The sequence below is a fragment of the Thermoleptolyngbya sp. PKUAC-SCTB121 genome (assembly GCF_016919485.1).
GTDB lineage: Bacteria > Cyanobacteriota > Cyanobacteriia > Elainellales > Elainellaceae > Thermoleptolyngbya > Thermoleptolyngbya sichuanensis.
In genome coordinates this window covers 5,183,482-5,198,260 of record NZ_CP070366.1, presented here as the reverse complement: position 1 = coordinate 5,198,260, position 14,779 = coordinate 5,183,482, and the positions used below count along the sequence as shown (strand labels likewise).

Sequence of the window (14,779 nt, the reverse complement as noted above, 5' to 3'; positions counted from 1 at the left end):
AATCGTCCAACTGCTTAGCCCTACTACTGTCCAACCGTTTGCACCGGGGGCATGGGCTGTCCCTGCATCTGCTGCATAATGTGCTGCTGGAGCATTTGCTGTTGCAGGAGTTGTCGCTGGGACATGGGTTGTTGGCGCAGGGGTTGTTGTCGCAGGGGTTGTTGGAGCATTTGCTGCTGCATCATCCGCTGTTGCGCCATCTGCTGCTGGGCCATTTGGTATTGCGCCATTTGCTGGGGAGAGAGCGCCTGCGGTCGAATCTGTTGCGGAACTGGCTGTGGGATCGGTTGTGGAATGGCTTGCGGGGCGATCGCCTGCATGGGCTGCGCGACGGGCTGGGTGTCGGGCGCGGCAGAGGGGTCTGCAATTTGGAGCATGGGCTGGGCGGGCTGATTGGCGGCCTGGGCGATCGCTGCTTCTAGGTCAGTTTTGATCTTCTCTACCCGTGGCTCATACAGCGCTAACAGGCGTTCTGCTTCAAACATGGCGCTGGTGTTGGGTGGCACCTGCTGCAACCGCGCCAGGCCTGCTTCCCAGGTGGCGACTACTGCTTCGGACAGGTCAGGGCGCTTCTGACGAATGGCGTGCTGCTGCCGCTCCCAGGCTAGCTTGAACAACTGCTTGGCTTCGCTGAGGCGCTGTCCGGCTGCCTCTTCTTGCTGAAGCCGGGCTTGCACTAAGGCTAGCTGATCTCGGTAGTCTTGGAGTTTGGCGGTGGCTGTCGCATAAAACGGGCTGGCAACGGGTACAGCCTCAAGCTGCTGAATCGCGGCTTCCCACTGGTTCCGAATCAACTGCCAGGTCTGGAGGTTGAGAACCGGAGCCTCGCTGGCCTGGGTAGCGGCGATCGCCCACTGCTCGGCTTGCCTCAACCCATTCAGCACCTCGTTTTGCTGCTGATATTGCTGGCGCAATTCATTGGATGTTGACCGATGGCGCGACCAAATGGGTACGGTGTCCAGCAGGTCGATCGCCCCAGTGAGGTACTGCTGGGCGGCGGTCAGGTCGGGCGCAGCAGGAGCCTGTGTCACGACGGTAAACGACTTGCTGCCCAGAGATTTTGCCGTTTCCAACTGGGGGCACGCGCCGAAGGTGCAGGGCTGCGTCAGCACGTAGCTGCCCAGAGCCAGCCCGACGGCTCCAATGCCCGCTATCAGAAGGCGATGATCTGCTCCTGCCTCGACACTCTTCTGAGGATTTTGGTGAGGAGTCTGGGCAGATTTGGGGGCTTGTGGAACCGCTTTTTGAACAGCTTGAACAGATTGAACAGGGGGTCTGCTGGTGGTTGGCGGGATCGGCTGAGCCTTGGTGCGGGCAGACGGCGCGACAGATGCAGGCTTGGGAATGGGAATAGTGGCGGGTGGAGCAATTGCCCCGGTTCCCGCAATGGCGCTGGCGGCAACCCCCGATAGCACCGGCTTTGGCGGTGTCTGGTTGAGCGAAAACTGGCGGCGCACGTAGGGCTTGGGCTGACCGACAATCCGCAGGTATAGCCCCACTTGCTGAATCGAGCGGATCTGGAGCGCGTGGATGCGGGCTTCGAGAAGCTGCAACACCTGCCGCGGGTTGAGCGACATATCGGTGCGGTGGTTGCCCACCACCAGCAGGCGATCGCCCTGGAGGGCACAGCGCACCGCAACTGCCAACTGGCGCTGGCGGAAAAAGGCTTCCAGCGTGCGTCCTAGCTCTTCGACAGAGAGGGATAACTCGGCTGCGGACGGGTCGGTCGTGCGATCGCTGGGGGAAAGTGTCGCCTGCATAGTCGCCTGCATTAGGTGGCCTGAATAGGTTGCTTGGATGGGTTGCCTGGAGAAACCCTGTGTTCCTAGCGGAAACTGGTTCTAGTGAAAACAGTGGACAAACCCATGCCAGGGTTTCCACCTGCCACTAGGGCTTATCCAAGGTTTATCCAGGGTTTATACAGATATTCTTCCCAGCGATTGCGCCTCCGGATCATTCACGGCGCAGAATCTTGGGATTCCCTAGCTCAGGGTGCTGCCACATCCGAGACAACCGTGAGCCGCCAGCCCGGTTTCACCACCTGCCGCGATCGGGCGATCGCCAGACAATCGTCCGGCAAATCTTCGGTGATCACCGATCCAGCGGCAATGGTCACATCGGCTCCCACCGTCACAGGCGCAACCAAGACGCTGTTTGACCCAGTTTTTGTGCGATCGCCAATGACCGTCGGATGCTTCTTTACGCCGTCGTAGTTAGCGGTGATCGTCCCTGCGCCAATGTTCACTTTCGTACCTAGCGTTGCGTCACCCAAATAAGATAAATGCGCGACATTCGTGCGATCGCCCAGCGTAGATTTTTTTAGCTCCACAAAGTTTCCAATGCGGCAGCCGTTGCCTACCTGTACCTGTCCCCGCAGGTGCGCGTAGGGGCCAATGCGGGTGTCTGCTTGCACGGTGCTATCCGACACAACGGAATATAGCACCGTGACGCGATCGCCCAGCGTGCTGTTTTCGATCAGACTACCGGGGCCAATGTGGCTGCCCGCACCAATGGCCGTCTTACCGCGCAGGTGACACTGGGGTTCAATAACGACATCTGAACCAAGGGTGACGGTATCATCAATCGTGATACTGGCTGGGTCAATCAGCGTCACGCCCTGCATCATCCAGGCATTCTTTACTCGCGTTTGCAAAATGTCATAAGCAGCGGACAACTGCCGTCGATCGTTAATCCCCAAGATTTCCTGATAATCGTCTACATCCACAGCCATGACGGGTGACATCATACTCACCACATCTGTCAGATAATATTCCTGCTGATCGTTATCAGCGGTCAGCTTGGGCAGCGCTTCTGCGAGGTCTGCCCAGCGAAAACAGTAGACCCCGGCATTGATGCGGCGGTTTTGCTTTTGGGCAGCCGTACAGTCCCGATCTTCTACAATTTGCGTCACGCGGTTGCTGCCATCGCAAAATACGCGACCATAGCCTTTCGGTTCTGGCAGATGCGCCGTCAGCAGCGTAGCCGCGTTGCCTGCTGAGCGATGGGTGTCCAGCAGGTTCTTCAGCGTTTCCGGGCGCAGCAGCGGTACGTCGCCATTCAGCACCAGCACATCGCCTGCAAAGCCGTCGAGATGGGGAATGATCTGCTGCACCGCATGGCCAGTGCCCAACTGTTCCCGCTGCTCTACAAACTCCACCCCTGCAATCGCGCTGAGAGCCTTCTGCACGCGATCGCCCCCATAGCCTACAATCACCAACTGGCGATCGGGCCGCACCGCTGCCAAACTGTCCAACACCCGCTCGACGAGCGATCGCCCGCCCAAATCATGCAGCACCTTCGGAAGGTCTGACTTCATTCGCGTTCCCCGTCCTGCTGCCAAAATTGCTACCGCTAACATGCTGCCTAGCTTTCTGTAGTCTCTGCTTGTCACCTGTGTGATTCAGCCTTCATCAACTGGAATCCAGCTTCCCAATCCCACAGTGGGAGTATACCGCGCTTCGGTCGGTGTATTTCTCGGCGTATTTCTGAGAACTCCCTCAAGCACTATTGAGGAGACAGATGAGGAGACAGACGACCTGAATCACGCTGTGTCGATCTGGCTCTCGACAGACCGCAAAAGCGCGATCGCCCAGAGTCGGTGCTTCCAGATGAGGGCGATCGCCCTACTGCCAAACCCCCAATCCAAAATCCCCAATCCAAAATCCCCACTCCTGCCTCTGTTCAAGACTTCGGTATAGTGAAAAATGCACGTTGCGTTTCTCCACGGTTCACCCATGATCGACATTCCCAAACTGCTCGCCCAGGAGCTATCGCTCAAGCCGTTTCAGGTGGAAAATGCGCTGGCGCTGTTTGCAGAAGGGGCGACCATTCCCTTTGTGGCGCGATATCGCAAGGAGCGCACGGGCGAACTGAACGAGATTCAGCTCAGGGATCTGGCCGATCGCCATGCCTACCTAACGGAACTGGAGGAACGCAAGCAGACGGTGCTAAAGGCGATCGCCGACCAGGGCAAACTCACCGACGATCTCCAGGCGCAAATCGAGCAGTGCTTATCGAAAACCGAGCTAGAAGACCTGTACTTGCCCTATCGCCCCAAGCGCCGCACCCGAGCCACCATTGCCCGTGAGAAAGGGCTAGAGCCGTTAGCCCAGTGGATTGAGTCGTTGAATCAGCCCAACGCGCCCCAGGCAGATTTAGCTGTCGAAGCCGCGAAATACGTCGATGGGGACAAAGGCGTGAAAACGGCCCACGAGGCTTTGCAGGGCGCGTCGGACATCCTGGCAGAGGCAGTGGCCGACCGGGCAGAACTGCGATCGCACCTGCGACAATTTTTCCTAAATTCCGGCAGCTTCGAGTCGCGCATCAAGCCCGACTTTCCAGAGGGTACGACCAAGTTCGAGATGTATCGTACCTACACCGCACCTGTGAGTAAGATCCAGCCGCACAACCTATTGGCGCTGCTGCGGGGCGAAGGCGAAGAGGTTTTGACGCTGGCGCTGACGTTTGACGAGGACGAAGTGCAGAGCTACCTGGAACGCGAGGTGATTCGCACCAAGGCCAAGCCCGTGCGCGAGTTTTATCAAGCGATGCTGCGGGATGCCTTTGCGCGGCTGATGAAAACGTCCCTGATCAGCGAAGTGATTGCCGAGAAGAAGCAGTGGGCCGATATCGAGTCGATTAAAACCTTTGAGGCAAATCTGCGGGAACTGCTGCTGGCGGCTCCAGCGGGCATGAAGCCGACGCTGGCTATTGACCCCGGCTTTCGCACAGGCTGTAAGGTGGCGGTGATTGACCAGACGGGTAAGTTTCTGGAATATCAGACCATCTTTCCCCACACGGGCGAGGGGCAGCGGGAAAAAGCAGGGCGATCGCTCCTTGACCTGATTCGCAAATACCAGATTGAGCTAATCGCCATTGGCAACGGCACCGCTAGCCGCGAAACGGATACGTTTGTGAATGAAGTGGTGAAGTCGCTTGATCACAAACCCGTGAAAGTAATTGTGAACGAAGCTGGCGCATCGATTTACTCTGCTAGTCAAGTGGCGATCGCCGAATTTCCCGACCTGGATCTGACCGTGCGTGGAGCCGTCAGCATCGGCCGCCGATTGCAAGATCCCCTAGCAGAACTGGTGAAGATCGACCCCAAGTCTATCGGCGTTGGGCAATATCAGCATGATGTGGATCAAAAGCTGCTCAAGAAAAAGCTGGATGAAACGGTCGAAAGTTGCGTCAACTACGTAGGCGTAGACCTGAATACTGCGTCAAAAGAACTGCTGAGCTACGTCTCCGGCATTTCCAGCGCTGTTGCCAACAATATCGTGCAATATCGCAACCAAAACGGCGCGTTTCGCAATCGCCGCGAACTGCTAAAAGTCTCTAAACTGGGCCCCAAAGCGTTTGAGCAGGCAGCCGGATTTCTCCGCATCCGCAATGGCGATAATCCGTTGGACAATACGGCCGTCCATCCTGAAAGTTACGGTGTTGTAGAGGCGATCGCCAAGGATCTCGGCATCCCGCTAGATCAAGTGACCAAGGCAGGAGAACGGCTGAAAACCCTCTCTCTCCAGCGTTACGTTACCGACACCATCGGCGAACCTACCCTGCGCGACATCCTTGCAGAGTTAGAAAAACCTGGCCGCGATCCGCGTGCCCAATTCACCTACGCCACCTTTCGCGAAGATATTCAGGAAATCGGCGATCTCAAGGTCGGCATGACGCTCGAAGGCGTGATCACCAACGTCGCAAACTTTGGCGCATTTGTGGATATCGGCGTTCATCAAGACGGTCTAATTCACATCTCGCAGCTAGCCGATCGGTTTGTCAAAGACCCGAAAGAAGTCGTGAAAGTGGGGCAGATCGTCACCGTGCGCGTGCTGGAGGTGAACGAAGCGCTGAAGCGCATTAGCCTGTCGATGCGTTCCGAGGTAAACGACAAGGCAACCCAGCAAACTGAGCGATCGCAGGAGAGCGCTAAATCCCAAAGGCCGAAGCCCGTTGCCCAGTCCAGCAAACCCCATCTCTCAGCTTCGGGCGATCGCCCCTCCACAGCAGCAACGCTAGACGACTTGAAAGCGAAATTCGGCCGCAAGCGGTAGACCATACCTGAAAGCCCCTGTCCTAGCCAGATTCGCCCGGTCTGATAGGTACGGATTCAATTTTTCATTGCTCAGAAACCAGAGCCTTTGGCAACCAGGATTGCAACCTGATTGTAGACATAGACCTTGAGCGCCGGGAAAAATTGGTGAAATTCTTGCTCTAGGGCAGAGTAATGATGGTGCAATACGCAAATGCTAGAGGCGAGGAGGGGCGATCGCCGCGATCGCGCTGCCATGCGCTCCAAAATCATCTCGATACCCGATACTTGCCGATAGGCAGTTAGCCAGTCGCCTGTCACCATAAACGGCAGCGCCCACTGGAGCGACGGCGGCAGCAGCGCTTGATAGTGCTGCAAGTCGGCGTAGACCCCCTGCACAAACTCTTCCAGCGTCCCTACCCCATAGGTTTGCCAGTGAACCGCTAGGAAATGGTCGTAGAACACATCCACCAGCACCCCCGCCAGTCGGCAGTAGGGCGGCTCTACCCGCGCCTTGCTCTGGCGGACGATAGGGTGGCAATCGGTGTAGGTGTCGATCTGGCGATGGAGCGCAATGCCCCGCTGAATCGTGGAATGGAGCGATCGCACGTCTGCTCCTTTGAGGAAGTCGCCCGCCAGGTTGCCGAGACGGGCCAGCGGGTCGGGTTCGGAGAGCAGCAGGTGGGCGAGGTAGTTCATGTTCTAGAGCGCAATTGGCTCAGCAGCGTGGCCGCCAAAATCACCCCACCCCCTAGCCAGCCGCGCAGGCCCCAGCGTTCGCCCAGCCACCAGAAGGCAAACAGCGACGCAAAGACGGGTTCTAGCGTGTAGAGAATAGCGGCTTCGGTGGCGGAGAGGTGGCGCTGGGCGCTGGCCTGAGTCCAGGTGGTAAGGGCGGTGGCGAAGAGTCCTAGGTACAGCACCACGGCGGCGCTGACGATGAGGGCGGCGGTTTGCGAAGCGATGTGCGGGGCGGCCCACAGTAGACTCAGGAGGGCGATCGCCACCACTTGCACCGTCGTCAAGGCTGTCGCGCTGTAGCGCTGCACAATTCGCTCCATTTGCAAAATATACACCGCCCAGCAGGCCGCGCAGAGCAGCACCCACAGATCGCCCACCCCCAGCGCCCCACCCTCCCAGGACAACAGCCCTACGCCAGCCAGCGCCAGTCCTGCGGCGATCGCCACCCGTATCGAAATCTTGCGCCCCAGCAGCCGCGCAAAAATCGGCACCAAAATCACATTCAGGCTGGTAATGAACGCGGCCCGATTGGCCGGAGCCGTTTCCAGCCCGATTGCCTGCGTCAAAACTGCACTAAACATGAGGACGCTCACCCCGATGCCGTCCAGAATCAGTCCTTTGCTGAGGTGCGATGAGGGGCCCACTGGAGCGACTGGCAGCGACACGGGACGCAGGCGCATTCCAACAACGGGCAAGAGGGCGATCGCCGCCACCACAAACCGCGCCATCACTAGCACCGACGGCGATAGCGTCCCCAGCGAAGTCTTAATCAGCGGAAAGGTAGAACCCCAGATGACATTTGATAGCACCAGAATAAAAATGCTCCACTGCCGAGCCGTTACCTTTGGCATCCTTGGCATGACCAACGAACTCCCCCCTCTACCCCTACCCTACCTCCTCTACTCTATCCCTAGTGCATCCGAACTCTACCTAAAATCCATATCTAGTGTCACCATATAAAAACCCTCTGGGTCTGTTGAGTTTCTGTTGCATTTCTACAGTCCGCATGACCTACTCGCTCTCCGCTGCCAAGCTGCAAAGCTACTACCGCTGTCCACTCGCCTACTACTTTCGCTATGAGCGTAAGCTGCCGGGGGCGGCGTTTTTTAGCTCCGCAGCGCTGGGAACGTCGCTGCATCAGGCGCTGGCTCAGATTTACGACGACTGGCATTATCAAGACCCGATTCCCCGCTTGGACTGGGTGGAATATTGCTGGAATCAGCACAGCAGCGGACTCACGCCAACTCAGGTGAGCGAAGGTCGGCGCATCCTGCAACGCTACTATAACGGCTTTATTGCAAATCAAAGCGCAATTCGGCGGCCGCTAGGGGTAGAAGGGCGCATTCAGGGGACGCTGCGGGTGCAGGATTTAGAATTTACGCTGTCGGGTCGCTATGACCGAATCGACTGGCTGGAGGACGGGCTGGAGCTAATCGACTATAAATCCAGCAAGGATAGTGAGGCGCTATTGCCCGATGAAATCGATTTGCAAATTGGGTTATATTACTTGGCACTGGAGCAGCGCTATCAAAAGCACCTGAAGCAACTTAGCTTATTGTATCTGCGGACAGGCGAGAAGGTTAGCTACACAGTCACGCCCGACCATCGCCAGCAGGTGGAGTCGATTATCGGCGAACTAGCGCTGCAATTGCGGCAAGACCGTTCCTGGACTCCGTTTCCAGGTGAACAGTGCGATCGCTGCGCCTATGCCCGCTATTGCCCCGCCGCCCGCGCCAATCCCGAACCGCTGCCCGAAGAGGCCCAGCCAGAGCGGGGGTTGCAGCTTGTGCTAAGCCTGTGAGGTCTCAGCACAGGTTAGGAATGGCTGCACTTCCTGCCCGGTGTCTCTGAAAAGCACAGGGGGAGTCCTGCCTTCTCAGTTTCCTCCGGGGAGAGCAAGTTGCACTTCCTGCCCGGTGTCTCTGAAAAGCACAGCCTGTGGCCGTAAGCTAAAAGCAGGGCAGAAGTTCTGGGTAGCCTTCCGAAATCACCAATCCTAAAATCTAAAATTCAAAATTGGTTCAGAGCCTATGACCTTGGGCGTTGAGTTGACCTGGCCGCGCTGCTACGGAAACATCGCGCAGGGCGATCGCTGGCTTCGGCAGTTTCAGGGAGCGCGATCGCAGTTTGCCTGCGTGCTGGGGTTTACCGAGACGGGTCTGATTCCGGGCATTTCCGCTGCGGGAGCTACACCCGCCGATCGAGAATGGACGGCGATCGCCGATGCCGAATTTCTCTACCACGGGCCTCAGCCCAATCCCCAGTTTCCGCTGCCACCCCTGACGGCGGGCGCATCGCCAACGCTGATTTCGCGGGCGGTAGTAGAAGGCTTTCACGTGCCGCTGCACTTGCTCAACGCCGGACTGCGCCATGCGCCGACCGTTCCCTGCATCGACTTGGGCGGCACGCCGGCCCGCTGCGTATCGACTGGTGCGGCGCTGGATTTACCAACGGTGCTGCGGCTGCTGCAAGCGGGACTAGACTGGGGCGCTCGCCTCGCTCAAGCACAACCCGATGCTTACTTGCTGATTGGCGAATGCGTCGTCGGCGGCACGACTACAGCCCTTTCCTTACTTACTGGACTGGGCTGGGCCGCCGCAGGTAAGGTCAACAGCAGCCATCCTGCCTGCAACCATGCCCAAAAGTGGAATATCGTATCCGCTGGATTAAGTCGGGCATTGGAACAGGGAACGCTCGCACCAGATAATCCCGACCCGCTAGCTGTGGTGGCGGCCGTGGGCGACCCGATGCAGATTGCCGTCGCAGGGATGGCGATCGCCGCTAGTCGAGTCACCGGAGTCTTGCTGGCAGGCGGTACGCAAATGCTAGCGGTCTACGCGCTGATGCGATCGCTCCAGCACCATCATGGGCTAGACTGGCCCGCAGAACGGGTAGCAGTGGGCACGACGCGCTGGGTGGCCGAAGACCCCACAGGCGACACAGCAGGACTCGCCGCTGACCTGAATGCGCCGCTGCTGGCCACGCCGCTGAGCTTTGCCGCCTCGCGCTATGCTAGCCTGCGGGCCTACGAGCAGGGCTATGTCAAAGAAGGAGTGGGAGCCGGGGGATGTGCGATCGCCGCTCACCTGCTGGGCTGGCACAATGCCGACTTGCTCAGCGCCGTGGAATCCCTGCTGCACCGCGCCGGAAAAGCAACCTAGAATAAGGAATCAACCCATTCGTCAAGGCACTGACATACTTGAGACAGCAACCTTACTGCCCTCATCCCCCAACCCCTTCTCCCAAGTGGGGAGAAGGAGAGCTAGACATAGGTTTGAAGTCCCTCTCCCAGAGCGGGAGAGGGATTTAGGGTGAGGGCTGAAATTGCTGCGTGAAGTATATTAGTGCCTTCGTCAAGGCTAGATTGCCAGAGTCGATCTGCCCGCTTGACAAGTTTTTGAACCCTGGTTGGAACGTCTCCTGGAACTAGCCCTGGAATTGCCCTATGTATGCTGTCATCTCCCGTGAAAAGATACACCTCCCTCCCGGTAGCGTGGTGCGGATGCCCGGAACTTGGCAAGACTATTGCGCCCTGCGCGAAAGCCGGAGCGATGGCTCTATCCCCCGCATCAAGTTTCGTAATGGAGAAATCTTGCTGATGAGTCCTTTACCCCGCCACGGCCGCGAAGCCAATATTCTGGCAGATGTTGTTAAAGTTCTCCTGGATAGCGAAGAGCGCAACTACGAGGCCTTTACGCCCATTACGATGGATATTCCTGAATCGGGTGCGATTGAACCCGACTATTGCTTCTATATCGACCACTGGCAGGCGGCAGCAGGCAAAGACCGCATCAATTGGCAACCTGATCCACCGCCTGACCTAGTAATCGAAATTGACGTGACCACCTACACCGCTGCCGAGGATTACGCGCCCTATAGCGTCCCCGAAGTGTGGCTATTCAAAAAAGGCGGCCTAAAGATTTACGCCTTTTCCAACACGGTATACCTGCGTAAACTCCTCTAGTGGCTATTCAAAAAAGGCGGCCTAAAGATTTACGCCCTGCAAGCGGAAAGCTATGAACTGCAATCCCACAGCCGCTATTTTCCGACAATTGACTTACCTGCATTATTGACTCAGGTTCTGGAGGCTGCTGCGACGCAGGGGACGGGTGCTGCGCTGCGAAGCCTGCGTCAACAGATGGTCGGCTAACGGTTGCTATTGCTCCTCTTGCAGAGGGTTAATTTAGGACGTTTGGATTCGCTTTTGGTGACTATAGAGCAATGCTCTTCGCCCGCCTGAGCGGCATCACCAGCACTGGACGATAGCTTACACCGCGATATCTCAAGTTGATAAACGGCTGGATCGGCATGACAGACGAGTAATATAGCGTCATGGGGATACCGCGATAGCTGCCTTTGATCGTTTTAGTGGTGGGGAGTTTTGTGCAGGGCGTGTAGCGAATGCCGCGATAGGTCAGTTGCATCATGGGTGTCCTTGGTGTGAAATGGGGGCTTTGATGTCTCTGTTATAGGGCGATCGCCCCTAGAGGCGCGATATAGAAAAGTTATGGAATTTCGCCAACCTTAACTCTGCTTAACTTTTCAACTCTGTATTTAGCTGGCAAAAGGGGTGAATCACATCTTGAATTATGATTGGAATGTTGGGGTGATGTGTTCTAGATTCGCTCAATCGGTCTAGAGAACTGGCGAAATGCAAGTCCGCTGATGCTGCAACCCAGTCCCCCCAGCATCAGAAACAGAACGCTTAGCGGAAAGATCTGAGACAGCGGCTGAACCCCTGCTCCACCCAAGGTCATACCGCTATCAAACCCCGCCAGGAAAACGCTGTAGACTCGCCCTCGCACTGTGAGCGGTGCTGCAAAGGACACGATGGAAGACAGCACCGGGAAGAGCGAGCCGAATCCCAAGCCGTATACGACTGACCAGAGGAGCAGCAAGGTGGGGGCGATCGCCACGCCCACCAGCCCTACCCCAGAACACAGAATTCCCACACTCACCACCCAGCGCGGCGACACGCGGTTGCCCCAGCGCCCCAGCGCAAACCGCACCAACACCGCCACCAGCGCGTTTAGGCTATAAAATACGGCCGCGTCGGACACCAGCAGCGGCAAAAACGTGACCACTGCACCATGCAAAAATGACCCGATGAAGAACAGCAGCGTGGCATCGCGCACCGGAAACTGCAAAATCACGTTCCACGGAAAGGCTGCCTTTTCTGGAGCAAGCTCGCTTGATTTATTTGATTTATTTGATTCGCTTGATTTACTTGAGACGGCAGCGGATGATACCTCTGAACTTGCAGTCGTCTTCCAGGGCAGCGGCAGGGTTAGCACAAATCCCAGCAGCGTCAGCCCCGCCATTGCTCCAATCACGGGCACAAAGCCTGCGCGTGCAAAGGCGATCGCCCCCAGCATTGGCCCTAGCGAAAATCCGATCGTATTCGACATAGCCAGATAGCCCAGCAGCGCCGTGCGGCGATGGGTCGGCACCACATCCACCAGCAGCGTTTGCGAGGCGGTGGCGAAGGCCGCCTGACTGATGCCGTGCAGCACGCGCACCCCCATCAACCAGGCAGGATCGGGCGACCACCCATACAGCGGCAAGACCACCACCATCAGCCCCAGTCCCAGCCAGAGGACTGGCTTCCGTCCCCAGTGATCAATCAGCCAGCCAATCAGCGGACGAAACAGCAGCAGCCCCGCCGCCATCGCCCCAACCACAAACCCCACGCCCGCATCCTGCCAGCGCTGGGTCACATACAGCGGCAGTACCGGAAATAGCACCGTCACTTGAGTAAAATACACCAGCATTCCGGCGCAGATACAAAACGACCAGAGCCAGGTTTTAGGAGAAGATTCGGTCAGACGGTTCAGCAATAACTTTGTTTAATCGAAACAAGGAAACGTAAGGGCCGCAACATGCCGACGGCACTGGTACAAATAAGCAATTGATCTAGCTGTCAGATCTAGCCGCCAGATCCCTAGCCGCCAGATCTAGTCGCCGCTCCTGTAGGTGTATCCCACTTTTGTAACCCTCACCCTAAATCCCTCTCCTAAAGCGGGAGAGGGACTTCCAATCCGGCTCCTCTTCTCCCTTTTTGGGAGAAGGGGCTGGGGGATGAGGGCAAACTTGCATATCTAGGATGCGCCGCTCCTGTATCCCTTATAGCCGCTAAAATGGGGCACTGATCGGGCAGGCAGCCTGGAGATGAACGCAGAACTGGAGCTAGATCATATCTTTGTCTGCATGCCGTCCCTTGCGGCAGATGCCCAGCGCTTGGTGGAGTTTGGGTTGCAGCCGGGGCGATCGCGCATCCATGCGGGCCAGGGTACAGAAGACGTCTGCTTTTTCTTTGACAATGCCTATCTAGAATTGCTGGGGCTTCATGATCAGGCGGAGGTGCGATCGCCCCTTGTGGCCCCACTGCGGCTGTGGGAACGGCTGCACTGGCAGCAAACCGGAGCCTGCCCCTTCGGCATTAGCTTGCGGCTGAAGGCAGGCACACTGGACACGCGGTCTTCGGAAACCTGGAGCTATGCAGCCCCCTTGTTTGCCTTCCGGTGCAACGCTGCCAATCTTTACGCCCCCCGGTGCAGTGGAGTTGCCGCTGTTTTTTTTGCCTGTGGCAGTGATACCTGCCCAATCACCCGCACGTCCTGACCTGCCGCTAGAGCATCTGGGCGATCGCCGTACCCTGGAGCAAGTCTTGCTTCAGCTTCCTGCCGCAATCGCGCTCTACAAAATGCCTTCTCTGCTCAACCACCTAGCACAGATCCAGATTGCGCCCGCTGAATCGCCCAAAAAAACCTTTCACTCGGAGCTAGTTTGGCAAAGCAGCACTGACCCAATTGCTCACACATTCAGTCCTGATTTGCCTCTTTCGATTCGCAGCTAAAAATCTGGAAGTTATGAAATCTGGAAGCTATGTTCTGAACCTATGCTCTGAACCTATGCTCAACAAACGCTCATCCCCAAGCCTAGCTTATCCTCAAGCCTGATGGATGCGCTGAGACAGCAGTTGCTCTTCGAGGGCAGCGATGCGATTATACGCGGCTGTGAGTTGCGCCGTGAGTCGCTGAATTTGCACCTCCGGAGAGAGCGATCGCTCTCCGCTATGGCTATCCGACTCCAGAAAATCGTCATCCGACAGCACGTCTTTATGATCCATTTCTGTTTCTAAGCCATAGCGCTGATTATAGGACTGACGTGCTGAAGTCGTTCCTGAGGACGATCGCTGATTGCGATCGACCAGCAGCACTTCCGAAAAAACTTCTGTGATTCTGTTGCTCAACTGCTCGATAACCTGGTGCAGCGCGTCAACCTTTGCATTCAGCTCGACAATTTGTTCCTGGAAAGAGTCCATAATGACGCCTGTTCCCTTTTACTGAGTATGAGTCTATCTTATGAAAGGCTTGTCTATAGGTTCCATTTATTCCTGAATCATTTAACGTTTGGAAAATTCATCAATCAAGGGTCTTCCTACGGAGACTCAAGGGTTTCAGCGATTTCTGTGGTCGTAGTCTTGATAACAATTGCCCTTGCCCGCATGAGTTCTAGGCTTAACAGCAACTTGTGCAGAAATGTTTACGCCAGGAGGCGGAAAATCGTCGAATCGCTGACGGGTTTCTCGCTTTAGATTGCCTTAAGAATTGCTGAGAAATCATCAGAAGTATGGTTTAGAAAATATGGCTTAGAAAATATGTAGCGAGTGTGTAGCGAATCCGCAGCTCACATGCGGCGAATATGCAGCGAATATGCGGGAATATTCCTGGAATTCCTCGATTGTGCGCTGATTGTTGAAGATGTTGCATTGAGAATCGAACGGCTTCCTTCGACTTCTTTGCAATTAGAGGCGATCGCCCTTTGTTATCCAATGCCTAGATTCAGCGCCCAGATTCCGTGCCCAGATCCAATGCCCAGATTCCGTGCCTAGATTCAATGTCCAGATGTTCAGTAATATGCCCCTATCTGGGATAGCAGTCCCATTCAGGGTCAGCATTTCAGATTAAACTGAGCCTAAACTGAGCGTTAAATAAGCCTCGA

The 14,779-nt window shown here is 56.6% G+C and carries 13 protein-coding genes and 1 pseudogene; 7 read left to right on the top strand and 7 right to left on the bottom strand.

Annotated features, from left to right (window positions below):
* Window positions 1–23: 23 nt before the first annotated feature.
* Both JTM80_RS21210 and glmU read right to left on the bottom strand, forming a co-directional pair.
* On the bottom strand, window positions 24–1,760 hold the full coding sequence (locus JTM80_RS21210) for a hypothetical protein (RefSeq protein WP_172353372.1): 1,737 nt from the start codon (window positions 1,758–1,760) through the stop codon (window positions 24–26).
* A 227-nt stretch (window positions 1,761–1,987) separates the two neighbouring features.
* Window positions 1,988–3,316, bottom strand: coding sequence for a bifunctional UDP-N-acetylglucosamine diphosphorylase/glucosamine-1-phosphate N-acetyltransferase GlmU (gene glmU, locus JTM80_RS21205; protein WP_390819790.1), 1,329 nt, complete (start codon window positions 3,314–3,316; stop codon window positions 1,988–1,990).
* A gap of 124 nt (window positions 3,317–3,440) precedes the next feature.
* Here glmU and JTM80_RS21200 point away from each other — a divergent pair, with 124 nt between their 5' ends.
* Together JTM80_RS21200 and JTM80_RS21195 are read left to right on the top strand one after the other, a co-directional pair.
* Window positions 3,441–3,698, top strand: a complete 258-nt coding sequence (locus JTM80_RS21200) for a hypothetical protein (protein WP_205370259.1) — start codon at window positions 3,441–3,443, stop codon at window positions 3,696–3,698.
* A 36-nt stretch (window positions 3,699–3,734) separates the two neighbouring features.
* Window positions 3,735–6,056 (top strand): Tex family protein, encoded by a 2,322-nt coding sequence (locus tag JTM80_RS21195; RefSeq protein WP_205371491.1) that lies wholly within the window; start codon window positions 3,735–3,737, stop codon window positions 6,054–6,056.
* A gap of 71 nt (window positions 6,057–6,127) precedes the next feature.
* Here the strand turns inward: JTM80_RS21195 and JTM80_RS21190 are convergent, their stop codons facing one another.
* Both JTM80_RS21190 and JTM80_RS21185 read right to left on the bottom strand, forming a co-directional pair.
* Window positions 6,128–6,733 (bottom strand): ACP phosphodiesterase, encoded by a 606-nt coding sequence (locus JTM80_RS21190; RefSeq protein WP_172353369.1) that lies wholly within the window; start codon window positions 6,731–6,733, stop codon window positions 6,128–6,130.
* The gene (locus JTM80_RS21185) at window positions 6,730–7,635 is read right to left on the bottom strand and encodes a DMT family transporter (protein WP_205370258.1); all 906 of its coding nucleotides are present in this window, start codon (window positions 7,633–7,635) and stop codon (window positions 6,730–6,732) included. Before JTM80_RS21185 ends, JTM80_RS21190 begins: the two co-directional genes overlap by 4 nt.
* Window positions 7,636–7,781: 146 nt before the next feature.
* On the opposite strand from JTM80_RS21185, the gene JTM80_RS21180 reads away from it, so the two are divergent.
* From JTM80_RS21180 to JTM80_RS21170, 3 genes and pseudogenes are all read left to right on the top strand, one after another.
* Window positions 7,782–8,576 carry a PD-(D/E)XK nuclease family protein gene (locus JTM80_RS21180; protein ID WP_172353367.1) on the top strand — a complete coding sequence of 265 codons (795 nt, stop codon included), beginning with the start codon at window positions 7,782–7,784 and terminating at the stop codon, window positions 8,574–8,576.
* 229 nt (window positions 8,577–8,805) lie between these two features.
* Entirely contained in the window at window positions 8,806–9,936 is a 1,131-nt protein-coding gene (cobT, locus tag JTM80_RS21175; protein ID WP_172353366.1) for a nicotinate mononucleotide-dependent phosphoribosyltransferase CobT, read from the top strand.
* A gap of 284 nt (window positions 9,937–10,220) precedes the next feature.
* Window positions 10,221–10,925, top strand: a pseudogene (locus JTM80_RS21170) (Uma2 family endonuclease).
* A 61-nt stretch (window positions 10,926–10,986) separates the two neighbouring features.
* On the opposite strand, the gene JTM80_RS21165 reads toward JTM80_RS21170, so the two are convergent.
* A complete protein-coding gene (locus JTM80_RS21165; RefSeq protein ID WP_172353365.1) occupies window positions 10,987–11,202 on the bottom strand; it encodes a DUF4278 domain-containing protein in 216 nt (71 codons plus the stop codon).
* Window positions 11,203–11,391: 189 nt separating this feature from the next.
* Complete coding sequence (locus JTM80_RS21160) at window positions 11,392–12,612, bottom strand: MFS transporter (protein WP_172353364.1); 1,221 nt, start codon at window positions 12,610–12,612, stop codon at window positions 11,392–11,394.
* Between the two features lie 331 nt (window positions 12,613–12,943).
* On the opposite strand from JTM80_RS21160, the gene JTM80_RS21155 reads away from it, so the two are divergent.
* Entirely contained in the window at window positions 12,944–13,396 is a 453-nt protein-coding gene (locus tag JTM80_RS21155; protein WP_172353363.1) for a VOC family protein, read from the top strand.
* On the top strand, window positions 13,359–13,631 hold the full coding sequence (locus JTM80_RS21150) for a hypothetical protein (RefSeq protein ID WP_172353362.1): 273 nt from the start codon (window positions 13,359–13,361) through the stop codon (window positions 13,629–13,631). The genes JTM80_RS21155 and JTM80_RS21150 overlap by 38 nt, the downstream gene beginning before the upstream one ends.
* A gap of 93 nt (window positions 13,632–13,724) precedes the next feature.
* Here the strand turns inward: JTM80_RS21150 and JTM80_RS21145 are convergent, their stop codons facing one another.
* On the bottom strand, window positions 13,725–14,099 hold the full coding sequence (locus JTM80_RS21145) for a hypothetical protein (protein ID WP_172353361.1): 375 nt from the start codon (window positions 14,097–14,099) through the stop codon (window positions 13,725–13,727).
* Window positions 14,100–14,779 lie beyond the last annotated feature (680 nt).

Coding starts and splice junctions, on each gene's coding strand:
- cobT (WP_172353366.1), top strand. CDS start 8,806: ATGACCTTGGGCGTTGAGTTGACCTGGCCGCGCTGCTACGGAAACATC.
- JTM80_RS21185 (WP_205370258.1), bottom strand. CDS start 7,635: ATGCCAAGGATGCCAAAGGTAACGGCTCGGCAGTGGAGCATTTTTATT.
- JTM80_RS21195 (WP_205371491.1), top strand. CDS start 3,735: ATGATCGACATTCCCAAACTGCTCGCCCAGGAGCTATCGCTCAAGCCG.
- JTM80_RS21145 (WP_172353361.1), bottom strand. CDS start 14,099: ATGGACTCTTTCCAGGAACAAATTGTCGAGCTGAATGCAAAGGTTGAC.
- JTM80_RS21190 (WP_172353369.1), bottom strand. CDS start 6,733: ATGAACTACCTCGCCCACCTGCTGCTCTCCGAACCCGACCCGCTGGCC.
- JTM80_RS21210 (WP_172353372.1), bottom strand. CDS start 1,760: ATGCAGGCGACACTTTCCCCCAGCGATCGCACGACCGACCCGTCCGCA.
- glmU (WP_390819790.1), bottom strand. CDS start 3,316: ATGAAGTCAGACCTTCCGAAGGTGCTGCATGATTTGGGCGGGCGATCG.
- JTM80_RS21155 (WP_172353363.1), top strand. CDS start 12,944: ATGAACGCAGAACTGGAGCTAGATCATATCTTTGTCTGCATGCCGTCC.
- JTM80_RS21165 (WP_172353365.1), bottom strand. CDS start 11,202: ATGATGCAACTGACCTATCGCGGCATTCGCTACACGCCCTGCACAAAA.
- JTM80_RS21180 (WP_172353367.1), top strand. CDS start 7,782: ATGACCTACTCGCTCTCCGCTGCCAAGCTGCAAAGCTACTACCGCTGT.